The organism is Streptomyces sp. DS1-CR2 (assembly GCF_055760475.1).
In genome coordinates this window covers 8,646,077-8,667,362 of the sequence record NZ_CM147085.1, presented here as the reverse complement: position 1 = coordinate 8,667,362, position 21,286 = coordinate 8,646,077, and the positions used below count along the sequence as shown (strand labels likewise).

The 21,286-nt window shown below is 70.9% G+C and carries 20 protein-coding genes and 1 riboswitch; of the genes, 6 read left to right on the top strand and 14 right to left on the bottom strand.

Translation table 11 applies throughout. From position 1 onward, the window contains the following. Positions 1-35: 35 nt before the first annotated feature. Entirely contained in the window at positions 36-2,816 is a 2,781-nt protein-coding gene (locus ACY0PA_RS40525) for a SpoIIE family protein phosphatase (RefSeq protein ID WP_473082332.1), read from the bottom strand. Positions 2,817-2,924: 108 nt separating this feature from the next. After that, a complete protein-coding gene (locus ACY0PA_RS40520; protein WP_473082331.1) occupies positions 2,925-3,356 on the bottom strand; it encodes a PPOX class F420-dependent oxidoreductase in 432 nt (143 codons plus the stop codon). 140 nt (positions 3,357-3,496) lie between these two features. On the opposite strand from ACY0PA_RS40520, the gene ACY0PA_RS40515 reads away from it, so the two are divergent. Beyond that, a complete protein-coding gene (locus ACY0PA_RS40515; protein WP_473082330.1) occupies positions 3,497-4,006 on the top strand; it encodes a hypothetical protein in 510 nt (169 codons plus the stop codon). Here ACY0PA_RS40515 and ACY0PA_RS40510 read toward each other — a convergent pair. The 3 genes from ACY0PA_RS40510 to ACY0PA_RS40500 form a co-directional block, all read right to left on the bottom strand. Next, positions 3,936-4,382, bottom strand: coding sequence for a DUF1330 domain-containing protein (locus ACY0PA_RS40510; protein WP_473082329.1), 447 nt, complete (start codon positions 4,380-4,382; stop codon positions 3,936-3,938). The genes ACY0PA_RS40515 and ACY0PA_RS40510 overlap by 71 nt on opposite strands. Positions 4,383-4,525: 143 nt before the next feature. After that, a complete protein-coding gene (locus ACY0PA_RS40505) occupies positions 4,526-5,062 on the bottom strand; it encodes an NUDIX hydrolase family protein (protein WP_100593395.1) in 537 nt (178 codons plus the stop codon). 86 nt (positions 5,063-5,148) lie between these two features. Then, positions 5,149-5,586, bottom strand: a complete 438-nt coding sequence (locus tag ACY0PA_RS40500) for a nitroreductase family deazaflavin-dependent oxidoreductase (RefSeq protein WP_473082328.1) — start codon at positions 5,584-5,586, stop codon at positions 5,149-5,151. A 131-nt stretch (positions 5,587-5,717) separates the two neighbouring features. On the opposite strand from ACY0PA_RS40500, the gene ACY0PA_RS40495 reads away from it, so the two are divergent. Continuing rightward, positions 5,718-6,185 (top strand): nuclear transport factor 2 family protein, encoded by a 468-nt coding sequence (locus ACY0PA_RS40495; protein ID WP_454400874.1) that lies wholly within the window; start codon positions 5,718-5,720, stop codon positions 6,183-6,185. On the opposite strand, the gene ACY0PA_RS40490 is transcribed toward ACY0PA_RS40495, so the two are convergent. The 5 genes from ACY0PA_RS40490 to ACY0PA_RS40470 form a co-directional block, all read right to left on the bottom strand. Further along, on the bottom strand, positions 6,122-6,622 hold the full coding sequence (locus ACY0PA_RS40490; RefSeq protein WP_473086587.1) for a CGNR zinc finger domain-containing protein: 501 nt from the start codon (positions 6,620-6,622) through the stop codon (positions 6,122-6,124). The two genes, ACY0PA_RS40495 and ACY0PA_RS40490, sit on opposite strands and share 64 nt — an antisense overlap. A gap of 398 nt (positions 6,623-7,020) precedes the next feature. Next, positions 7,021-7,851: an oxidoreductase gene (locus tag ACY0PA_RS40485; protein ID WP_473082327.1), complete on the bottom strand. Its 831-nt coding sequence runs from the start codon at positions 7,849-7,851 to the stop codon at positions 7,021-7,023. 128 nt (positions 7,852-7,979) lie between these two features. Beyond that, complete coding sequence (locus tag ACY0PA_RS40480) at positions 7,980-8,543, bottom strand: winged helix-turn-helix domain-containing protein (RefSeq protein WP_473082326.1); 564 nt, start codon at positions 8,541-8,543, stop codon at positions 7,980-7,982. 547 nt (positions 8,544-9,090) lie between these two features. Continuing rightward, positions 9,091-10,314: a cytochrome P450 family protein gene (locus ACY0PA_RS40475; protein ID WP_473082325.1), complete on the bottom strand. Its 1,224-nt coding sequence runs from the start codon at positions 10,312-10,314 to the stop codon at positions 9,091-9,093. Positions 10,315-10,679: 365 nt separating this feature from the next. Continuing rightward, the gene (locus ACY0PA_RS40470) at positions 10,680-11,756 is read right to left on the bottom strand and encodes a saccharopine dehydrogenase family protein (RefSeq protein WP_473082324.1); all 1,077 of its coding nucleotides are present in this window, start codon (positions 11,754-11,756) and stop codon (positions 10,680-10,682) included. A 161-nt stretch (positions 11,757-11,917) separates the two neighbouring features. On the opposite strand from ACY0PA_RS40470, the gene ACY0PA_RS40465 reads away from it, so the two are divergent. Both ACY0PA_RS40465 and ACY0PA_RS40460 read left to right on the top strand, forming a co-directional pair. After that, positions 11,918-12,844, top strand: coding sequence for a helix-turn-helix domain-containing protein (locus tag ACY0PA_RS40465; RefSeq protein WP_383082345.1), 927 nt, complete (start codon positions 11,918-11,920; stop codon positions 12,842-12,844). 225 nt (positions 12,845-13,069) lie between these two features. Continuing rightward, positions 13,070-13,777 (top strand): SDR family NAD(P)-dependent oxidoreductase, encoded by a 708-nt coding sequence (locus ACY0PA_RS40460; RefSeq protein WP_473082323.1) that lies wholly within the window; start codon positions 13,070-13,072, stop codon positions 13,775-13,777. A gap of 32 nt (positions 13,778-13,809) precedes the next feature. Here ACY0PA_RS40460 and ACY0PA_RS40455 read toward each other — a convergent pair whose 3' ends face one another. Further along, complete coding sequence (locus tag ACY0PA_RS40455) at positions 13,810-14,787, bottom strand: DUF1731 domain-containing protein (RefSeq protein WP_473082322.1); 978 nt, start codon at positions 14,785-14,787, stop codon at positions 13,810-13,812. Between the two features lie 234 nt (positions 14,788-15,021). After that, a riboswitch (ZMP/ZTP riboswitch) is annotated at positions 15,022-15,112 on the top strand. A gap of 22 nt (positions 15,113-15,134) precedes the next feature. On the opposite strand from ACY0PA_RS40455, the gene ACY0PA_RS40450 reads away from it, so the two are divergent. Continuing rightward, positions 15,135-16,013 carry a bifunctional 5,10-methylenetetrahydrofolate dehydrogenase/5,10-methenyltetrahydrofolate cyclohydrolase gene (locus ACY0PA_RS40450; protein WP_473082321.1) on the top strand — a complete coding sequence of 293 codons (879 nt, stop codon included), beginning with the start codon at positions 15,135-15,137 and terminating at the stop codon, positions 16,011-16,013. Between the two features lie 38 nt (positions 16,014-16,051). On the opposite strand, the gene yczR is transcribed toward ACY0PA_RS40450, so the two are convergent. Next, positions 16,052-17,539, bottom strand: a complete 1,488-nt coding sequence (yczR, locus tag ACY0PA_RS40445; RefSeq protein WP_473082320.1) for a MocR-like transcription factor YczR — start codon at positions 17,537-17,539, stop codon at positions 16,052-16,054. Positions 17,540-17,641: 102 nt separating this feature from the next. On the opposite strand from yczR, the gene yczE reads away from it, so the two are divergent. Next, positions 17,642-18,448 carry a membrane protein YczE gene (yczE, locus tag ACY0PA_RS40440; protein ID WP_473082319.1) on the top strand — a complete coding sequence of 269 codons (807 nt, stop codon included), beginning with the start codon at positions 17,642-17,644 and terminating at the stop codon, positions 18,446-18,448. A 137-nt stretch (positions 18,449-18,585) separates the two neighbouring features. Here the strand turns inward: yczE and ACY0PA_RS40435 are convergent, their stop codons facing one another. Next, complete coding sequence (locus ACY0PA_RS40435; protein ID WP_473082318.1) at positions 18,586-18,957, bottom strand: hypothetical protein; 372 nt, start codon at positions 18,955-18,957, stop codon at positions 18,586-18,588. Positions 18,958-19,104: 147 nt separating this feature from the next. Next, positions 19,105-21,204 carry an elongation factor G gene (gene fusA, locus ACY0PA_RS40430; RefSeq protein ID WP_473082317.1) on the bottom strand — a complete coding sequence of 700 codons (2,100 nt, stop codon included), beginning with the start codon at positions 21,202-21,204 and terminating at the stop codon, positions 19,105-19,107. Positions 21,205-21,286 lie beyond the last annotated feature (82 nt).

The window sequence follows — 21,286 nt, the reverse complement described above, 5'->3', positions numbered from 1 at the left end:
CCCTGCCAGAGCATGTCGATGGGCATGACGCCCCCTCACATCTCCGGTTCGACCCACTGCTCGAGGAAGTCGTCATTGAGGTCGGGTACGAGGTCCTGTTCTCCGCTGGACGGGGACAGCTCGGCCCAGATCACCTTGCCGCGCGGCGGATAGCGCGTGCCCCAGCGCTCGGCGTAGTGGGCGACGAGGAACAGTCCTCGTCCGCCCTCGTCGGTGGTGGCGGCCCGGCGTAGATGGGGTGCTGTGCTGCTGCCGTCGGAAATCTCGCAGATCAGGGTGCGGTCGTACAGCATGCGGACCTTGATGGGCTGGGTGCCGTAGCGGATGGCGTTGGTGATCAGTTCGCTCAGAATGAGCTCGGTGGTGAACGCGATCCCGTCGAGGCCCCAGTCGTCGAGCCGGCGCAGGCACGCGGCGCGTACGGGGGCGACGGCCGCCGGATCGGGGGGCACGTCCCATTCGACGACCCGGCCGGGGTCGAGAAGCCGGGTACGGGCGACCATCAGGGCGACGTCGTCGTCGGGCCGTTCCGGCATCACGGCGTCGAGGACGTCCGTGCAGGTCTCCTGCGGTGTGCGGTTCGCTCCGTTGGACAGGGCGGCGATCAACAGCTCGATGCCGGTGTCGAAGTCGCGGTGCCGGTCCTCGATCAAGCCGTCGGTGTACAGCACGAGTTGGGAGCCTTCGGGCAGGAGCAGTTCGAGGGTCTCCATCGGCATGCCGTCACCGAGTCCGAGGGGCGGGGACACGGGTACGTCGAGGAGGGTGACGGTGCCGTCGGGGCGGACCACGGCTGGTCCGGGGTGGCCGGACGAGGCCATCGTCACGTGTCCGGTGACCGCGTCGTAGATCGCGTACAGGCAGGTCGCCCCGACGATCCCCGCGCCGTCGCCCTCGCGTGCCACGTCGGCGTCGATGCGGGCGACCTGTTCGTCGAGGTGGCTCAGGAGTTCGTCCGGGGTCAGGTCGAGAGACGAGAAGTTGTGGACTGCGGTGCGCAGTTGCCCCATGGTGGCCGCCGCGCGTACGCCGTGCCCGACGACGTCACCGACGACGAGGGCGACGCGGGCTCCGGGCAACGGGATGAGGTCGAACCAGTCGCCGCCGACCCCCGCTTCGGCGGGCAGGTACCGGTGGGCGACCTGGAGCGCGGACTGCTCGGGGAGCGCGCCCGGCAGGAGGCTGCGTTGCAGGGTGACGGCCATGGCGTGTTCGCGGGTGAAGCGGCGGGCGTTGTCGATCGCCACGGCGGCGCGGGCCGCCAGCTCCTCGGCGGTGGACAGGTCCTCCGACTCGAAGGCCCCGGTGCTCTCCATGCGCCAGAAGTTCGCGAGGCCGAGCACGACGCCGCGTGCGCTCAGGGGCACGCTGATCTGTGAACGGATGCCGTGTTCCAGAATCCGCCGGGCCCGCTCGGGGTCCTGCGTTCGCCAGGCGGTTGCCACGCCCAGATCGTCCTCGAGTACCGCGTGGCCGCTGCTCATGGACATCGCCATCAGCGTCGAGGGGGCGTACCGGATCAGTTCGCCCACGGGATAGAACACGTCCTTGCGCGAGATGCCCGTGACGGCCGTGCGGCGCATTTGGGCGGTGTCTCCGCTGGGTTCGCCGCCCCGAATGACGCCGTCCAGGAGTTCTACGGTGGCGACGTCCGCGAAGCGGGGGACAGCGACATCGGCCAGTTCCTCCGCGGTGTGTATGACGTCCAGGGTCGTGCCGATGCGTACGCCCGCGTCGTAGAGGAGTTGCAGGCGCTCCCTGGCCGACTGCGCCTTGCCCGCGAGGGCCCGCAGTTCCGTGGAGTCCCGCAGTGTCACCGCGTTACCGGCGGGCCCGCCGTACAGGGCCGTCGGCCGTACGTTCACCGCGAGCAGGCGGTCGCCCGCGCGGTGCACCTCGTCGGTCACGACCCGTTCGGTGACGAGGAGTTCGGCCATGTGCGGGGCGAGACCGAGGTCCGCGACAGCCCGCCCTTCCGCACCCGGCGGCAGTCCGAGGAGCCGTTTCGCCTCGTCGTTGGCGAGCAGCAGGCAGCCGTCCCCGCTGGTGATGAGCACGCCCTCCTTCACGGCGTGCAGGACCGCGTCATGGTGCTCGTACATCCGCGAGAGCTCGGCAGGATCGAGGCCGTGGGTCTGGCGCCGCACCCTCCTGCTCACGAGGACCGACCCGGCCGTCACGACGAGTAGGGCGCCCGCGGCGGACCCCAGGAGCATGGGCAGTTTGCCCGACACCCCGGCGTTCACGTTCTCCACGGTGATCCCGACGCCCACGAGGCCGACGACGGAGCCGTCGGTGTCGAGGACCGGGACGGTCGTGTTCACGGCGGGGCCGACGGACGTACGGGAGGTGCTGGTGACCGTGTGACCGGCGAGCGCGGTCGCGAACGAGCCGGTCACGCGCTTGCCGATCAGGCTCGGGTCGGGATGGGACCAGCGGATGCCCGCCGGGCTGAAGGTCACGACGTAGTCGACGCCGGTTGCCTTGCGGACCGCTTCCGCGCTGGGCTGGAGTACGGCGCTCGGGTCGGCGGACTTCATGGCCCTCAGCGTCCCCGGGGAGTGGGCGAACGCCTCGGCGGTCGCGACCGAGCGACGCGTGGCCTCCTTCATGGTGGAGTCCCTGGCCTGGAGCACGAGTGCCGTGCCGGCCGCGACGACGAGCAGCACGGTCAGCGTCAGCTGCAGCAGAAACACCTGGCCTGCGACGCTGTGCACGCTGACAAGGGAGCGGAGGCTCTGTCCCCAGGAGGGCCGTGGCTCCCCGGGAACGGCGCCCTCGTATCGGGCGGCAGGCCGCCCGAGGGACTGCGTCATATCCCCTTTGTAACACTGTGCGTAATCGGGGGCGAAGCGCCCGCCGGAGAACCGCTGCGGACAGCGCCGGCTGCGAGTTCCCTCACGAGGAGTGACCCGGCGAACGCGTCAGCCTGCCTGTGACCCGTAAACGCGCTCGACTGTCATCGTCATGAGCACCCTGCGGTCCGACACCATCACCGACCGGTACTCGTCCCAGTCGGGGTGCTCGCCGGATGCGGCGCGGTAATACCTCACGAGGGCCTCGACCTCGGGGCCGTGCGGGTCCGTTCCCGGTCCAACGAGCGTCACCGGGCCCTCGGCCGTGGCCCATGACCAGCCGTCGGCGCTGGTGACCTCCAGGGCGGCGCGCGGGTCACGGCGCAGATTCGCCGTCTTGGCGCGTCCCTCGGTCATCGAGACGTAGAGGAGACCGGCCTCCTCGTCGTAGAAGGGCATGACGGGGGAAAGCTGAGGCAGGCCGTCCGACTTGATCGTGGCGAGAACACCGAGTCGGCTCTGGGCGAGCAGCGTGCGCGGGCTGAACGAAGTGTCGGTCATATACAGGTTCAAGTCCCGATCTGACGCCGCTATTCCCTTGGACACACGGTCACCGCATCGCAGTGCCGGGGTCCCGCAGTCCCGCAGGTCACGGATGGGAGACTGGTCTGCCATGTGGCTTCGAGGGGATGGACGGGATCATGCGACGCCGTCAGGTGACGACGCACATCGTGGCACTGGTCATGGCGGTGACCGCGACAGCGGCCGCGACGGGCTGTACCCGCCTCATCGACGACAAGGGCCCGCTTCCGTCACGGTCCGCGGAACCGAGCCTGTCGGCGGACACGGCCGTGCGCGAGCTGACGTCCGCGCTGGCGGCGGAGGGCGTCACGCTCGATCGGGCACCCCAGGATCAGATCGTGATCGAGTGCACCGAGCGGCTGACGGGCCGTGGTGAGTCGGCGAAGGCCGCCGCGGCCCTGAAGTCCGGTTTCGCCCGTGCCCGTTCCGACCACGGCTGGAAGAGCGGCCCGGACATCGGCAGCGCGTCGCTCACCCTGCGCAAGGGCAACTGGACGGCGGCGGCCACCCTCCCGCCCGCGACGGCCGCGTCCCCCGCGACGCCGGTCACGATCATCGTCAACCTCGTGTGCGACGGGGCGCGCTCGAAGTCCGGGACAGGCGCCTCGCCGACCCCGACCGCGTCCTGAGGGTGACGCTTTCGGGCCTCGGCCACTCGCCCGGCCGCGCCGCCTCCGCACGCAGTTTCGCGGCCCGTTCGGTCGGGTCGTAGGCCGGTCCGACGCCCTCGATCAGCAACAGATCGCCCTCGACGTGGTCGGTCCGCAGCCGCAGAATGTCCTGGTACGGGGGCGAGTTGTACCAGGCACGCGCCTCGGCGAGGCCGGGGAACTCGATCAGCACCATGCTGCCTGGCCAGTTCCCCTCGACCACTTCGGCGGGCGGACCGTGGATGACGAAGCGGCCCTCGAAGGGGTCGAGCGTGGCCTGGATGCGCTCCAGGTACTCGATGATGTCGGCGTGATGCCGGCGGCTGCGGAGATGCGCGAAGCCATAGGCGGGCACGGTCGGGCTCCCTCGTTCAGGTCCTCGCGGTGCAAAGACGAGGACCCGAACGTAGACCGGGGGCGTTTGAGGGGTCGATTACCTCTGAGGTAGTTGCCGGGGAGCCGCCGCGGCGTTCACGCGACATCCCCCTGGACCATCGTTCAGGAAAGGGCCCCCACGTGCGCGAGGGCCTGCTTCAGGAGGACGCCGTGCCCGCCCGGCATCTCGTTCTGGACCATCTGCGACGAGGCCTCCTCCGGGGTGAACCAGACCAGGTCGAGCGCGTCCTGCCGGGGCCGGCAGTCACCGCTCACAGGGACGATGTACGCGAGCGACACGGCATGCTGGCGCGGGTCGTGGAACGGCGTGACGCCGAGCGTCGGGAAGTACTCGGCGACAGTGAAAGGCTGCAGGGACGCCGGCACGCGCGGCAGGGCGACCGGGCCGAGGTCCTTCTCCAGATGACGCAGCAGCGCGTCACGGACCCGTTCATGGTGCAGCACCCGGCCGGAGACGAAGGAGCGGCTGACCGTCCCGTCCCGCCCGATGCGCAACAGCAGTCCGATGTGGGTGACTTCACCATTATTGTCGACTCGCACCGGTACGGCTTCGACGTACAGGATCGGCATGCGGGCGCGCGCCAGTTCAAGGTCGTCGGAGGTGAGCCAGCCGGGCGTGGTTTCGGTCGTATCAGACATTGGGCGATCGTACTTTCAACGTCTCCCGCGTCACGCACGCCGCTCCCGGCAACACCCCGATCGGGGACGGACAGTCGTACACGAATTCAGGCAAACGACACGAGGTGGAACACCGGGTGCCGCGCCGACTCCGCGGCGAACTCCTCGTCGGTCGAATCGAGCGTCACGTCGAAGTAGGCCCGGGTGACCGGCACTTCCCGCAGGTACTGCCGCAGTACGGGGACGCTTTCCTCGGGGCCGAGTTCGACCACGCGCAGGTTCTGCGACCGGCCGCCGCGGCTCAGGCCGACCTCGCCGGCGACGCGCGCGTTGCGCACCCAGTCGCTGACCCCGTACGCGGCGACGAGCCAGCGCTCACCGCCCGCCGACATCACGTCGACCGGGGTGGAGTACGGGCGGCCCGACTTCCTGCCCCTCACGGTCAGGATGTAGCGGTAGCCCTTGCCGATCCCCAGCCGGGTCATGGTCGCGAACACCCGGTTGACCGCGCGCGTCCCGAGTCCGACACGGTACGACTTCGCCATGCGCCCCTCCTCTGCTTCCGGCTGGCCGTGCTCGATCCTGTACTGATCGAACGTGTCCTGGTCGCCTACGCGCCGAAAGCCTACGTTCTCCTGTTGGAACAGCCCCAGTTGACCATGCGAAGGCAGGCAACATGTCCACACGCCCACCTCTCCCTCCCTTCACCCGCGAGACTGCGATCGAGAAGGTTCGCCTCGCCGAGGACGGCTGGAACAGCCGCTCCCCGCAGAAGGTCGCCCTGGCCTACAGCGAGGACTCACGCTGGCGCAATCGCGCGGAGTTCATCACCGGCCGGGACGCGATCGTCGAGTTCCTGTCGCGCAAGTGGAACCGGGAGCTGGACTACCGGCTCATCAAGGAGCTGTGGGCCTTCGACGGCCACCGCATCGCGGTCCGCTTCGCCTACGAATGGCATGACGACTCCGGCCACTGGTTCCGTTCGTACGGCAACGAGAACTGGGAGTTCGACGACGACGGCCTGATGCGCACCCGCCACGCGAGCATCAACGACCTGCCGATCGAGGAGTCCGAGCGCACCTATCGCTGGCCGCTCGGGCGCCGCCCCGACGACCACCCGGGCCTCAGCGATCTCGGTCTGTGAACGCGCCGACGCCGCTCGCCGCGATGTGACGGCGTAGCACCCCCGCCGTCACGGGGATGGGACGGCGGGGGCTGCCACGTCGAGCGTGACTCTTCAAGTTTCACAGACTCAGGGGTTGATCGGAACCACGCCTCGCGAACGGATGGACACACTCGGGTACGAGGGTCCGGCACCCAACTCCCCAGCCCCGCCCATCCGTTGGCCGTGGACGATTTGTGGCGCTGGTAGGAGCAGCCACGCGCGCGGTTGCCACAGTGGGCGGCCGAGCACCAGCGGCGGCGAGGGTGGGGAGGCAGGAACAGCAGCACGCAGTCCTCGGCCTCGCGCTGCCTGACCCTGGCGATGCCGGGGTCGGTGAGGAGCTCGGCGGCGGACTCCGCCAGGTGGGCAGCGAGGCGGACACTCAGTGATCCGGTCCGGCGAGGCGTCGCTGTCACGGCAGCGCCGCCCCAGGCCAGTTCGCGGACGGCCGGCGCGAGGCGCTGCGCCTCGGTCAGCACGCGCAGGACCGAGTCGGGGGGTGCGTTTCCGTCGGTCTCCGCGCGGAGGGTGGCCTAGACGTGAGCGCAGACGGCGTGGCGTGGGGTGCGTACGAGCCTGCTGGGGTGGCGCAAGTCCTGCTCATCGGGGACCTGCTGGCGAGCGTCCCTCCCCTGCCGGAGGCGGTGATGGGCGGCCTCGCGGTACGTGCGAAGTGGTCCGCGAGGCCGCCCGGGTGCGCCGTCCTGTCAGGGCGCCCATCGCCGACCGTACGCACAAGATCGTCGCCCGGCGCCCTGAGATACGCCGTCCGGGATTCTCCGGGCGCGGGTGAACGGGTCCTGGGCGCCCTATGTCACGCCAGGTCCGTCGACATGGCCAGGGCCCGGTTCCGGTCGAGTTCGCGGGTGACGAGGTCGAGTTTGGCCTCGACGCGGGCCACGGCGTCGGCGCCGAGCAGGAGGCGGAGCGGGGGTTCGGGGGTCTCGGCCAGGCCGACGACGGCGGCTGCCGCTTTGGCGGGGTCTCCGGGCTGGCGGTGGTTGACGTCCGCGAGGGCCTTGCGGGTGGCGCCGGCAGTGGGCGCGTAGTCGTCGATCACGTGGGGTTCGGTGTAGAGACTCGACGCGTCGAGGAAGTCGGTGCGGAAGCCGCCGGGTTCGACGACGGTGACGTGGACGCCCAAGGGGGCGAGTTCGCCGTGGAGGGCCTCGGTGACGGCTTCGACAGCGAACTTCGTCGCGCCGTACAGGCCGACGCCGGGAGCGGTGGCGAAACCGCCGACCGAGCCGATGTTGATCACGTGGCCCGAACGCTGTTCCCGGAGCGTGGGCAGCACGGCCCGCAGGGTGGCGAGCACCCCGAAGACGTTGATGTCGAACGCGTCGCGTACGGCCGCGTCCGAGACCTCTTCCACCGCCCCGAGGAGGCCGCGCCCCGCGTTGTTGACCAGGACGTCGATGCGGCCGAAGCGCGCGAGCGCGGCATCGACCGCGGTGCGTATCGTCGCCTCCTCGGTGACGTCCAGGTCGACGGCGAGCAGGGCGTCGGACGGGTCCGGGAAGGCGCGGCGCACAGCCTCGGCGTCGCGCGCGGTGGCGACGACCTCATGCCCTCGCGCCAGCGCCTCCCGCGCGATCTCCGCTCCCAGGCCGCGCGAGGCGCCGGTGATGAACCAAACAGACATGGCTCCTGCTTTCGTGAGCGTGACTGACTGCGTGTGCTGTTGCGGTGGCACGGGTCGCGGGCGCTGTATGCGCTGTACGCGGAAGCGCCTTACGGGTCCGGCTTGCGGATGCGCCTTGCGGATGCGGCTTACGGGTGACCCGGTACGGCACGGGCGAAGGTGAAGACCTTTTCCCGTTCCTGGCCGTCGTCGGGAAGTTCCCGGTCGGCCCACCTGTCCATGACTTCCACGATCTCGTCCTTGAACTGGGCGAGTTCGGCATCGGTCATCCGCAGCCACACCTCGGCGGCAAAGGGGCCGAGCGGCCAGCGCTGCTGCTCGGACCGGGGCTGATCGGCCCAGCGGCGCACCTGGTTGATCTGCCGCTCGAGGTTGAGGGACTCGGCGGCCTGCGCGACGGCCTCCCCCGCCGCGTCGTCGGCGAAGTCGACGGAGGACCACAGGAGCTTCGGCGTGGTGCGCCGCCACCACCGTTCCCGGCGGTCGCGGGCGAGTTCGGGAGCCTCCTCGATCAGCCCCGCGGCGGCCAGCGCCTTGAGGTGGTGACTCACATTGCCGACGGCTTCGCCCGTCGCCTGCGACAGTGCGCTGGCAGTGGAAGGGCCGTCGAGCTTGAGCAGGTCGAGCAGGCGGCGACGGACCGGGTGGGCCATCGCGGCCAGCACCCGAGAATCAGTGATCGGAGGGGCCATACGGGCGACCCTACTTACACAAGAACTCTTGTGCAATGGTTCTTGTGGGATTGGCTCAACCACGGCGGAACAGGTCCTGCGGATCTACGCGCACCCAGCCCTGCCGTGTGGTGGGCGGGCGCGGGACCTCGCGGTGCAGGGCGCGCCATTGATGCACGAGCGCGTCGTAAATGGGCGTCGGCGAGGCGGCCCCGCCCGTGCCCAACGGGGTACCGTGACGCGGTCGGGGCGCAGGAATGCTTTTGCGCGGGTCGTTCATGCGCTGACCAACGACCGCGTCCCCTCCTGGCCACGCCATCGGCGAAGGATCTTTCCCAGGACACACATCCGAGCGGCGACGGATCGGCGCGAAGCCCCGGTCGGCGCGGTCCACGAGCCGGCCGTCGGCGGACCTGCTGCGCGCCCTGGCCCACACGCCTGGAACCCGCCGGTCCAAAGACCCCGTTCGTGCACAACACGCTGCGCGGCTGGTCCTCGGTCCCGGTGCGCGCGGTGGCCGGCTGAGCCTGCGGAGCTCCGGCCGCCGCGCGCATCCGAGGCCCCGGGGTCAGTCCTTCGTCAGCCTCATGGGAATCGCCTTCAGGCCTCCCACGATGAAGCCGCCGGCCGGTTCCAACGACTCGGCGGGCAGGGCGAGTTCCAGGTCGGGGAAGCGGTCGAAGAGGGCCGGGAGGGCGATCGCGGCTTCCATACGGGCCAGAGGTGCGCCCAGGCAGCGGTGGACTCCGTGGCCGAAGCTGAGGTGTTCGGCGCTCGGGCGGCGTGCGTCGTACTGGTCGGCGGTGTCCCCGTGCTGCCGCGGATCGCGCCCGGCGGCCGCGAACGACGCCAGAATCGGCTCGCCCTTGCGGATGGTGGGCCCGTCCGGGATCTCGACGTCCTCGACGGCGAACCGGAGCGGAAGGTTGACCACGCTGGGGGCCCAGCGGAGGGTCTCCTCGATCACGTCGTTCCAGGCGAGCTTGCCCGCACGGACCATTTCGAGCTGCTCCGGGTGCGTGAGCAGGGCGTGAACGGCGTTGCCGATGAGGTTGACCGTGGTCTCGTGGCCGGCGACGAGGACGAGCAGGAGCGTGTCTATCAGCTCCTGCTCGGTCATCCGCTGACCCTCCTCGTCCCGCGCGGCGACCAGCACACTGGTCAGGTCCGACGCAGGTTCCTCGCGCTTCAGCGCGGCCAGCCCCTTCAGCAGCGCCTGGATTTCGACGAACGCGGCGCCCGCCTCCTGCGGGTCGACGGAGGTCATGATGATCTCGGAAAGCCGGGCCAGTTCGGCGCGGGTGTCGCCCTCGGGGATACCGAACAGCTCGCAGATGACCTGCATCGGCAGCCGGTGCGTGAAGCCCTCGCGGAGGTCGACCACGGATCCCCGCGGCGCCGTGGCGAGTTCGTCCAGGAGGGCGGCGGTGATGCGCTCGACCGCGGGCAGCATGGCGTCGGTGCGGCGGGCCGTGAACGCCGGTGCGATGAGCTTGCGCAGCCGTCGGTGGTCGCTCCCGTACGCGGTGAACATGTTGTTCACGCCGACCCAGGTGGCCAGCCAGGACTCGTGGTACTCGCCGCGCTGCCACGCGGGCCAGTGCAGGTTGGGGTCCTTGGACACACGTGGGTCGGTCAGCAGGTCCTTGAGCAGGCTGTGGCTGGTAATGGCCCATGCCTCGGGGCCGTCGGGGAGCTGGACGAGCGTCGCCGGGCCCGAGGCGCGCAGCCGCGCGGCCTCGGCGTGGACGTCGGCACCGGCCGGGTCGATTGCGACGGGTTGCGGTCCCATGAAGTGGCTCCTGCCTGGTCGGGATCTTGGGGCCGGAGGATGACGCGCCCCGCGGGCGAGAGCCCTGAGGAACCTACCCAAGATCATTACGACTGTCAGGCAGGGATGGCCGGTTCGATGCGGCCGGGCCAGGGTTGCCGGTCGCTCGACAGCGGATCCGGCCGGGCGGACGCGCGCTGCACCCATGAGTGGACCGGACCTCAACGGGTCCCGTCTTGGCCGAAAGCCAACCACTCGACGGACGGTCAACACCCGTATATACACGTCTAGTTGGGGCGATGCGCACTCCGGAGACACTTGCCCGCAGGAGCCTCACGGTACTCCCACCCCGCTCCTGGCACGCCATCCCGCGCGGAACTCCGGGCTCAGCTCCGCTCGGTCGGCAGCTCGAGGCGCGTCAGGTGCTCGGGCGTGAGTGCGTGCAGGAAGCTCTGGGCGTCGAACGCTTCGCCGACCGCGACCACGCCGGTCACCACGCGGTCACCTTGGAGAATGCGCGCGAGGGCCTCCACGACGAGCGGCGCCGTGACGGCGTAGATGTCACGGCCTCCCGCCACCGCGCGGCGCGTCGCGTCGCCGCGGGTCACCACGGCCTCCACGAGGAAGGACTGCGCGGAGCGGCCGTCGGCGTCGGCGGGTAGGGGCTCGGGGGTGTCCTCCGCGCGGATGTCGCGCAGCGGCGCGAGGTTCATCACCGCGCGCACCTCGGGGGTGCGTACGTGGCGCGGGAGCGTGACCTGGTCGGCCGTCGCGAACACGAGGGTGTCCTGCTTGCCGAGCGGTTCCGGGAAGGTCCACGGGGAGACTTCCTGCGCATACGAGAAGGGGCTCAACTTGCCTGCGGTGTAGGTGAGATGGCGTCCGGCGTTACTCTCGCCGGTGCGGCGGGTGCCCTGCGTCGGGTGCCAGCTGTCGAGGCCGTACGCGAGCGTGATCTCGTCCGCGTCCGGCCAGTCGCCGAGAGCGGCGGTGGCGAGGAGGTCACCCAGCCCGCCGTAGAACGCCAGGGACGGAACGACGGCGATCCCGGCCTCCCTTGCGCGGTCGCCATAGGTGTCGAACAGGTCGGCGGTGACGGCCTGTTCGGCCCCGACGTCCAGGTAGGGGATGCCCGCGCGGAGGGCCGCTTCCACCAGGGGGCGGGCCGTGTCGAGGAACGGTCCGGCGGCGTTGATGACCGCCGCCGCTCCTTCGAGGGCCCGGTCGAGGGAGGCCGCGTCGTCGGGGAGCGCCTGACGCACGGGCGCGCCGGGAGCGAGGTCGCGCACCGCGTCGAGCTTGCCCGTGTCCCGTCCGACGAGCACCGGCGTCGCTCCCCGTCTCAGCAGCTCCGCCACGACGAAACGGCCGGTGTGTCCGTAGGCGCCGAAGACGACGACCGGCCGCCCGTCGAGCGACCCGGCGGTGTGGTGCGCGGCGGGTCCCGAGAGGGTGTTGCTCATCGTTGGCTCCAGTGTCCGAAGGGCGGTGGTGTGCGGTGCGACAGCAATGATCCTGGCGCGATGCCCGCCCAGCCAGTGGCAGGAATGACGAGGGGCGTACAGTTTCAGACATGCCTACCAGTGCGCCTTCCGTTGCACGTTCCGCTGCGCATTCGGTTGCGATGGCGCTTCCCGAAGGCACGATGCTCTTCGAGGCCGCGGGGGCGCTCGAAGTCTTCGGCTCCGACCATTCCGACCTGGCCGCGCCTTGGTACTCGTTCACCACCTGCGGACCCGCCGGGTCCCGCGTCGGCGACTGGCTCCGGGCCGACACCACCCACGGACTCGAGGCCGTCGCCGATGCGCAGACGGTGATCGTCCCGGCCTGGCGCGACGTCGAGCAGGAGCCTCCGCAGGAACTGCTCGACGCGCTGCGCACCGCCCACGCGGCAGGCGCCCGGATCGCCTCGCTGTGCACCGGCGCCTTCGTCCTGGCCGCGGCCGGACTCCTCGACGGCCGCCGCGCCACCACTCACTGGGCGCACACGGAAAGGCTCGCGGCGCGGTACCCGGGTGTCAGGGTCGACGCCGAGGTGCTGTTCACCGACGAGGGCAGCGTCCTCACGTCCGCCGGTAAAGCGGCCGGGATGGACCTGTGTCTCCACATCGTGCGCACGGACCACGGGGCGACGGTCGCCAACGCCCTGGCGCGGCACCTCGTGACGCCGCCCCATCGGGACGGCGGCCAGGCGCAGTTCATCCCGGCGCCGGTGACGCACGGGCGCGACCACCCGCTCGCCGATCTGCTCCCCTGGGTGCTGGCCCGGATCGACCAGCCGCTCACCGTCGAGGACATGGCCCGCCAGGCGGGCATGAGCAGCCGCAACCTGGTGCGGCACTTCCACGCCGTCACGGGGACGGCACCCCTGAGGTGGCTGCTGAGCCAGCGCGTGCGGGAGGCGCAGGAGCTGCTGGAGTCGAGCGACGACACCGTCGAGCGGATCGCGGCACGGACGGGTATGGGGACCTCCGCCACGCTCCGGCGACACTTCACCCGCGTCACGGGCCTGCCGCCAGAGGCCTACCGGAGGACGTTCGGCGGCCGGTGACACGGGCCGCACCCCGCACGAGGCGCACCCCCAGGATCACCGAACCCTCACCCTAAAGCTGAGGTCGAGGCGTCACTCGATGAGACCACGCCCGGGACCACACCTGGGGCCGGGCGTGGGACGCCGGGACCGCGCCTGGGAGCCGCCCGGCACCCGCCTGGTACCGCCAGTCCCAGGAAGACGGGACTCCTGGCTGATCGCAGTGCGGGGCCGCACGCTGGTGACATGACGAAAACACTCATCACCGGAGCCAACAAGGGTCTCGGATTCGAGACCGCCCGTCGACTCATCGCCGCAGGCCACACCGTCTACGTGGGCAGCCGCGACGCCGAGCGCGGCCGCCGCGCCGCCGAGCAGCTCGGCGCCCGCTGGGTCCAGCTCGATGTCACGGACGACGCGTCCGTAAACGCCGCCGCGAAGGCGATCGAGGCTGACAGCGGCCTGGACGTGCTGATCAACAACGCCGGCATCGAGGGCCGGACCCCGGACGGCGGCGTGATCGGCGCCGCGGACGTGACCGCCGATGAGATGCGGTCGACCTTCGAGACGAACGTCTTCGGCGTCGTACGTGTCACCCACGCGTTCCTGCCCCTGCTGCAGAAGTCCGACGCGCCGGTCGTGGTCAACCTGAGCAGCGGCCTGGCCTCGCTGACCCGGGTCACCGACGCGGGTACGCCGACCCACGCGTACCCCGGAGTCGCCTACCCGGCGTCGAAGACGGCGGTGAACATGATCACCGTGCAGTACGCGAAGGCGTTCCCCGGCATGCGGATCAACGCCGTCGAGCCCGGCTACACCGCGACGGACCTGAACGCCCACACCGGTACCCAGACCGTCGAGGAGGGCGCCGAGATCATCGTGCGCATGGCCCAGCTGGGCCCCGACGGCCCGACCGGCACGTACGTCGCCGCGGAGGGCCCGCTCCCCTGGTGACGACGCAGGTCGCCCGACGGAGACGCCCCGCCTCACACGAGCCCGTCCGCCATGGCCCGTGTGACGTCACGCCCACCGCGTACACGTCGGGCGAGGTTGGCGGCGGCATCGGGCCAGGCGGCGTGGCCGAAGGAGAAGCCCGCGCCGAGTAGCCGGCCCGGGACCACGCGGCGGCTCTTCAGCAGGAGTTCGGTGTCCGAGCGGAGGGCGAACGCGCCGAGTTCGGCCATCCACTTCGTCGCGGGAAGACCCACCGGAACGCCCCAGGCCGCGCGTAGCGCACGCATGAAGTCACGCTGCGGGAGCGGCTCGGGGGCGGCGAGGTTCACGGGCCCGTCCAGGTCGTCGCGTTCGATCAGGAACCGGACCGCTCGGGCGAAGTCACGGTCGTAGATCCAGGACACGTACTGGCCACCGCCCGCGACCGGACCGCCGAGGCCGAGCCTGGCCAGGCGCAGGAGGACGTCGAAGACGCCGCCGCGATCGGGGCTCATGACCATCGCGGCGCGCAGGGCGACCTTGCGGGTGTGCGGGGTGTCGGCCCGCTCCTGCGCCCGCTCCCACGCCTTGGCGATCTCGACGCTGTACCCCCAGTAGCCCGGTACGCCGGCCTCGTCGCCGCCGAGTACGCCGGTTGTCTCGTCGTTCGGTGCGGCGAAGCTGTGGGCGTAGACGGTGGCCGTACTCATCTGCAGCCACGCCCTCGGAGGTCGCGCGGCGGCGGAGACGGCCTCGCCGACGACCTCGGCGGACCGCACGCGCGAATCCATCATGGCCCGGAGGTTGGCCTGTGTGTAGCGGCAATTCACGCTGCGTCCGGCGAGGTTGATCACGACGTCGCTGCCGTCGACGACCTCGGCCCACGGGCCCAGGGTCTCGCCGTCCCACCGGACTTCGCCGTCGTGCACGGGCCGCCGCGTGAGGACGACGACTTCGTGTCCCGCTGCGGCCAGTTCACGCTTCAGGATCGTCCCTACCTGCCCGGTGCCGCCGGGTATCACGATCTTCATGGAGCCCCCTCATCGTGTCGGCATCACCTTAGCGCAGATATTTGAACGCGTTCAAATAGGAGGATCGCGGGCGCCGAGATCGTGCCCCGCCGCGCGCAGGCGCGCTGGACTTCGAGACGCTGCACGTACCGGCAGCTCCCGGCGAGACGGGCCTGGTCGTGCATGCGTTCAGCGCCGAGGACGGCAGCGAGGAGGCCGCGGCTCTCGCGCGGCTGGCCGAAGCCGTTACAGTGGCACACGGGCCGTGACTGGCGCTGAGGTGGAGAACCACCGGGGAGCGGCCTGACCAAAGGGTCGATGTATGCCGTGCGCCTGGGCGAGTCGTCAATGACGCCTGGGAGGCGACCATGTCCCCGACACAGACAACCCACCTCATGGACGGCACCGGCCCCGCCCGGCGCCTCGTCGAGGAGTCCGCGGGCAAGGCGGCGGAGCTGGTGAGGCGAACGGGCTCAGCCCCCTGCCTCGCGACCGTGCTGGTGGGCGAGGATCCCGCCTCCGTCACGTACGTCCGTATGAAGCAGGCCCGCTGCGCCAAGGCCGGTATCGAGTCGCGGCGCGTCCAGCTCCCCGCCACCACGACGACCGCGGAGCTGGTCGCCACCCTGCGCGAACTGTCACAGGACGCGTCGGTGCACGGAATCCTGCTCCAGCACCCCGTGGGCCCGCACATCGACGAACGCGCGGCCTTCGAGGCCATCGCTCCGGAGAAGGACGTCGACGGCGTCACCATGAGCTCGTTCGGCGCGATGGCCTTCGGGCTGCCCGGGTTCGTCTCCTGCACACCCGGCGGGATCATGCGGCTCCTCGACGAGTACGACGTCGATCTCGCGGGCCGGCACGCAGTCGTCGTGGGACGGAGCGCGATTCTCGGCAAGCCGGCCGGGATGCTGCTGCTCGCCCGGGACGCCACGGTGACGTACTGCCACTCGCGGACTGCCGACCTGAGCGCGTTCGTGCGGGAGGCGGACATCGTGGTGGCGGCGGTGGGCCGGCCCCGGCTCATCCGCGGCGAGGACATCAAGCCCGGCGCGGTCGTCATCGACGCCGGCTACAACGCGGGCAACGTCGGCGACGTGGACTTCGACACCGCGGCCGAGCGGGCCCGCCTGATCACTCCCGTTCCCGGCGGGGTGGGCCCCATGACCATCGCCGTCCTCCTGGCGCAGACGGTCACCGCCGCGTACCACCAGCTCGGCGCGGACCTCGGCCGCCCCCTCGCCTGAGGGGACGGCATCGAGTGATCTCCTTCGGGCGCTGGCGCTCAGACCACCCAGTGCGGTCTGCGCGCGGCTGATGCCGATGGGAGGCCGGCGGCGAGCGCGGTCGCCATGCGGTGGACGGCCTCGCGCAGAGTGTCCGCCGAGGTCGTGTACGGGATGCGCATCCGCTGCTCGAAGATGCCGGGGTCGGTGGCGAAGTATGTGCCGCTCTCGATCCGAACGCCGTTGCCGAGGGCCCGCTCGGACAGCGCGGAGGCGACCGGTTCGCCCAGGTCGACCCAGAACGACAGCCCGCCGGGCGGCAGTTGCCAGGTCCAGTGCGGCATGTGCTCGCCCAGCGCGTCGGCCAACGCCGCGCGTTGTAGCCGTAGTTGCTCAAGACGGGGCGGCAGAAGCTCGTCCGACCGGTCCAGGAGGGCGAGGGCCAGGAGTTGGTCGACGACCGATCCGCCCATGTCGGTGGCCACGCGCTGGCCCGCGAGTTCGGTGACGAGCCGTGCGGGTGCGCGCAGCCAGCCGATGCGCAGGCCGCCCCAGTGGGTCTTGCTCATCGAGCCGATGGCGATGATCTGGCCGGTGCCGCCCTTCGCGGCGTGGGAGGCGAAGGGAGGCGGGGCGGGAACGTCGAGCGCGAGGTCGGCCAGCGTCTCGTCGATGACCAGCCATGTCCCGGAGCGCTCCGCCGCGCGCAGGATGCGCGCCCGCTCCTGCTCGGGCATGAGGCACCCGGTCGGATTGTGGAAGTCGGGGATCAGGTAGGCCAGTTGGGGCACGACCTGGCGAAGGGTCGATTCGGTGATCTCGATGTCCCAGCCGGTGTCGGTCACGGGGACGGACACGGTACGCAGCCGGGCTCGACGTAGGGCGTCAAGGGCGTTGGGGTAGGACGGGTTCTCGACCATGACCCGGTCGCCGGGGCTGCTCAGGAGCCCCAGGACGAGTGTCAGCGCGTGCTGCGCGCCGGACGTCACAAGGATCTGTTCGGGCAGGGTGGCGAGACCGCGTCGGGTGTAGCGCTCGGCGATGGCGGCGCGCAGGTCGGGCAGGCCGTACGGGTGGTAGCCGGGGGTGTGCGCCTGCTCGGCCAGTTGTGGGGTGATGTGCGCGAGGGCATCGACGAGTGTCTGCCGGGGCAGCCCGGGCGAGGCTCTGGCCAGGTCGATCGCGGTGTCCGGGGTGCCGAGCAGGCGCGTGATGCCACTGGGGGTGCGGCCTTCGGGCAGGGCGGTCCACGTGCCCGATCCCTGGCGGCTGTGCGCGTAGCCGCTCTCGCGCAGCAGGTCGTACACGGCGGTGACCGTGGTCCTGCTGGTGGCGAGGGCTGCGGCCAGTTCGCGCTCGGCGGGGAGTTTGACATGCAGCGCGATGCGTCCGTCGAGGATGAGCGCGCTGATCGCCTGCGCGAGGTGGCGGTAGGCGGGTCTCGTGCCCGAGGTGTCAGGAAGCATCGCGGCGAGCTGACGGCTGCCCAGCGTCCGGTCCGCGCGGCCCACCCTGTCCACGGGCAGGAAGGCGTTCGCGTCAGTCAAACCATTCTCCCCAGATTGGCCATGTCATGCGGGCCAATGACTCTACAGAGTTGCCGCAATGGCCTTGAAGGCATACGACACCCAGGGCGGAGACAGACACACATGCGGCACGACACGGGTATGACGGACCACCCCGAGAAGGCGGCACCCCAGAGCGACGACACCGGCGCAACGCCCCCGCCTCCCGGACGCGGCGGGAACCCGGCGACCGCACCCCGCAAGCCCGGTGGCGGCACCCGCACCACTCCCCCACTCACCTACGTACGCTTCAGGGAACGCCCGCTCCGCCGCTTGCCACAGTTGTTCATCGGCCTCGCCCTGTACGGATTCAGCATGGCCGTCATGGTGCGCTCCGCGCTGGGGCTGAGCCCTTGGAGCGTCCTCAACGAGGGGCTGGAGAAGCACACTTCGCTGAGCTTCGGCACACTCACCGCCGTCGTGGGTGTGTCCGTCCTGCTGCTGTGGATCCCCCTGCGGCAGCGGCCGACCTTCGGGACCGCCGCCAACATCGTCGTCATCGCCTTCTCGTCCGACCTCGGGCTCGCGCTCGTCCCCGAGGGCCTGCCACTTCCCGAACGCGTCGGGCTCCTCCTCGCCGGGATATTCGCCAACGCCCTGTCCGTCGCCGTCTACGTAGGCGCACGGTTCGGTCCGGGGCCCCGGGACGGGCTGATGACCGGAGCGTCCGCCCTGACCGGGCGTACCATCCGCGTGGTCCGCACGTTCATCGAGATCGCCGTGCTCGCCGCGGGGTGGTTGCTCGGCGGCGGCGTGGGGCTCGGCACCGTGCTGTACGCCCTGGCCGTCGGCCCCGTCACACAGTTCTTCCTGCCCCGGTTCGCCTACACGAGCTCGACCAGGTCCGCACGCACGGGCCCGACTGTCACCGGCTCCCGCACGTCTTCGTAGAGTCGGTGCGGTGGACCTTCACCGCCTCGCCTTCGACTCGGAGTTCCCGGTCGACAGCAAGTCGCCGTATCTGCCCACCTATCTCCTCGACCGGGCCTGGCACGGCGAGTTCGACACGTGAGAGCGAGCGTTCTTGTCTATCGCCGGGCGCCGTCCTGGCGATAGAAGTCGAACTGGGTCACGCCGTCGTAGCCGTAGCTCTCGGGGTGCAGTTCGTGCAGCCCGACACCCCGCAGCGGACCGTCGGTCCGCCCGGCTGTGCGGATCACGGCGAGCAGCGGACGCAGGAGTTCGGCGATGCGGTCGCCGAGGCGCAGTTCGTCGCTGAGCCGCTGGAGTTCGGTGTGGACGGCGACGAGCCGGCGGTCCACGGCGAGCGGATCGAGGTTCCCGTCGTCGTCGCACGCCAGCCCGGCTGCGATACGGGTGACGCTGCGGTCACCCGCGGCGGCGAGGCGCGTGCCGGGGTCGCGGTCCACGAGTAGATCGGATATCTCGATGAGCTGCACAGGGCGAAGGTACGCAGCCGGGGAGGCCGTCGGCGCCACGCCCTGGGAGTCGAGTCCGGCCCGTCAGCACAAGGGCTCGACTTCGGCCCGCGCAACGGCCGGACAGCCCCGCCCGTCCTCGGACGGACGGGGCCTGCGCTCTCGTGGCTACCGCGAAACCACCTGGTCGGTCACCGTATCCGGCACCGGGGCGTAGCCGGTCGCCCGGCTGGTGAACGTGCCCCGGCCCTGGGTCCGGCCGCGCAACTGGGACGCGTAGCCGAACAGTTCGGCCAGCGGCACCGTCGCCGTGACGACCGCGGTGCCGGCGCGCATCGCGGAGGCGGAGATCTGGCCGCGGCGCGCGGCCAGGTCCCCGAGCACCCCGCCCACGGCGTCCTCGGCCACGGTGGCCGTGACCTCGGCCACCGGTTCGAGGAGGGCCATGGCGCTGGCCCGGAAGGCCGCCCTGAGCGCGAAGCGGCCGGCCGTGCGGAACGCCATCGGGGAGGAGTCCTTGGGGTGCGTGGACCCGTCGGTGAGCGTGACCCGTACCCCGGTGACGCGGTGGCCGCCGAGGGGGCCCTCGCTCAGGGCGTCCCTGCATCCGGCCTCCACGGCCTGCACGTAGTCCCGCGGCAGCCGTCCGCCGGTGACGACCGACCGGAACTCGAACTCCGCCGCGCCGTCGCCCGTACCGTCCTGCGTCACCGGCAGAGGCTGCACATCAATGACGACGTGCGCGAACTGGCCCGCTCCTCCCTCCTGTTTGACGTGCCGGTACACCAGTCCGGACACCCCGCGCGAGACCGTCTCCCGGTAGGCCACCTGCGGCCTGCCGACGCCGACCTCCAGGCCGTGGGCCCGGCGGATCTTCTCGACCGCCACCTCCAGATGCAGTTCACCCATGCCCGACAGCACCGTCTGGCCGCTCTCGCGGTCGGTCCTGACCACGAGCGAGGGGTCCTCCTCCACGAGTCGTGCCAGCGCGGACACCAGCCGGGCGCTGTCGGCGTTCCTGCGTGCCTCGACCGCCACGGAGACGACCGGTTCGGCCACCGTGGGCGGTTCGAGGACGACAGGCGCGCCGGGCGCGCACAGGGTGGCGCCGCTGCGGGCGGCCTTCACGCCGGCCACCGCGACGATGTCACCGGCCACCGCGTGCTCGACCTCGGTGTGCCGGTCTGCCTGGACGCGCAGGATCCGGCCGATCCGCTCCGTACGCCGTGCGCCCGCATCCCACACCGCCTCTCCTCTGTGCACCGTTCCCGAGTACACCCGCAGATAGGTCAGACGCCCACGAGGGGTCGCCTGCACCTTGAAGACCAGCGCGGCCAGCGGCGCCGCCGGATCGCAGACACGCTCCTGCTCGTCGTCGCCGACGGCACCGCGGACCGCGGGCACGTCGAGCGGTGACGGCAGGTAGGCGACGACGGCGTCCAGGAGTGGCTCGACACCGCGGTGGCGGTACGCCGATCCGCACAGCACGACGACGCCCTCACCGTTGCGTGTCAGATCACGCAGCGCCGTGGTCATCGTCCCTGCGGACAGGGCCGATCCGTCACAGAACTCTTCCAGCGCGCCGGGATGGAGCTGGGCCACCGTTTCCTCAAGGAGCCGTCTGCGCCGCCGCGCCTCCTCGAGCAGCTCTGCCTGTACCGGCCCCTCCTCGTACGTGTCGCCGCCCTCTCGCCACACGAGAAGGCGCATGCGGATCAGGTCGACGACTCCGGTGAACGCGTCCTCGCGGCCGACCGGCAGCTGGACCACCATCGGTACCGTGTCGAGGCGCCGGCGCATCGACTCGACCGCCGTGTCGAGGTCGGCACCGGCACGGTCGAGCTTGTTCACGAAGGCGATGCGCGGCACACCGTGCCGGTCGGCCTGACGCCAGACCGACTCGCTCTGCGGTTCGACGCCCGCGACGGCGTCGAACACCGCGATCGCACCGTCCAGCACGCGCAGGGAGCGCTCGACCTCGTCGGCGAAGTCGACATGGCCCGGAGTGTCGATCAGGTTGATCCGGTGCCCGTCCCAGGCGCAGCTGACCGCCGCGGCGGAGATGGTGATGCCCCGTTCGCGTTCCTGGACGTCGAAGTCGGTGACGGTGGTGCCGTCGTGGACTTCGCCGCGTTTGTAGGTGGCGCCGGTGACGTAGAGGATCCGTTCGGTGACGGTGGTCTTGCCGGCGTCGACGTGGGCGAGGATGCCCACGTTGCGGACGGCGGTCAGGGGGTCGGTGTCATGACGGTGCAGGTTGGTACGCACGCCTGTGGCCTTTCGGGTGGTTCCACACAGAGGCAGCGCGATGACCGGACGTACAACGCAACGGGCCCTGCCGAAGGGTCGG

Bases quoted from the DNA above. Each gene is read 5' to 3' on its own strand.
- ACY0PA_RS40450 (WP_473082321.1), top strand. From the start codon at position 15,135: ATGTCCCCGACACAGACAACCCACCTCATGGACGGCACCGGCCCCGCC.
- ACY0PA_RS40475 (WP_473082325.1), bottom strand. From the start codon at position 10,314: ATGGGACCGCAACCCGTCGCAATCGACCCGGCCGGTGCCGACGTCCAC.
- ACY0PA_RS40520 (WP_473082331.1), bottom strand. From the start codon at position 3,356: ATGACCGACACTTCGTTCAGCCCGCGCACGCTGCTCGCCCAGAGCCGA.
- ACY0PA_RS40495 (WP_454400874.1), top strand. From the start codon at position 5,718: ATGTCCACACGCCCACCTCTCCCTCCCTTCACCCGCGAGACTGCGATC.
- yczE (WP_473082319.1), top strand. From the start codon at position 17,642: ATGCGGCACGACACGGGTATGACGGACCACCCCGAGAAGGCGGCACCC.
- ACY0PA_RS40515 (WP_473082330.1), top strand. From the start codon at position 3,497: ATGCGACGCCGTCAGGTGACGACGCACATCGTGGCACTGGTCATGGCG.
- ACY0PA_RS40485 (WP_473082327.1), bottom strand. From the start codon at position 7,851: ATGTCTGTTTGGTTCATCACCGGCGCCTCGCGCGGCCTGGGAGCGGAG.
- ACY0PA_RS40525 (WP_473082332.1), bottom strand. From the start codon at position 2,816: ATGACGCAGTCCCTCGGGCGGCCTGCCGCCCGATACGAGGGCGCCGTT.
- ACY0PA_RS40465 (WP_383082345.1), top strand. From the start codon at position 11,918: ATGGCGCTTCCCGAAGGCACGATGCTCTTCGAGGCCGCGGGGGCGCTC.
- ACY0PA_RS40505 (WP_100593395.1), bottom strand. From the start codon at position 5,062: ATGTCTGATACGACCGAAACCACGCCCGGCTGGCTCACCTCCGACGAC.
- ACY0PA_RS40455 (WP_473082322.1), bottom strand. From the start codon at position 14,787: ATGAAGATCGTGATACCCGGCGGCACCGGGCAGGTAGGGACGATCCTG.
- ACY0PA_RS40480 (WP_473082326.1), bottom strand. From the start codon at position 8,543: ATGGCCCCTCCGATCACTGATTCTCGGGTGCTGGCCGCGATGGCCCAC.
- ACY0PA_RS40470 (WP_473082324.1), bottom strand. From the start codon at position 11,756: ATGAGCAACACCCTCTCGGGACCCGCCGCGCACCACACCGCCGGGTCG.
- ACY0PA_RS40500 (WP_473082328.1), bottom strand. From the start codon at position 5,586: ATGGCGAAGTCGTACCGTGTCGGACTCGGGACGCGCGCGGTCAACCGG.
- ACY0PA_RS40460 (WP_473082323.1), top strand. From the start codon at position 13,070: ATGACGAAAACACTCATCACCGGAGCCAACAAGGGTCTCGGATTCGAG.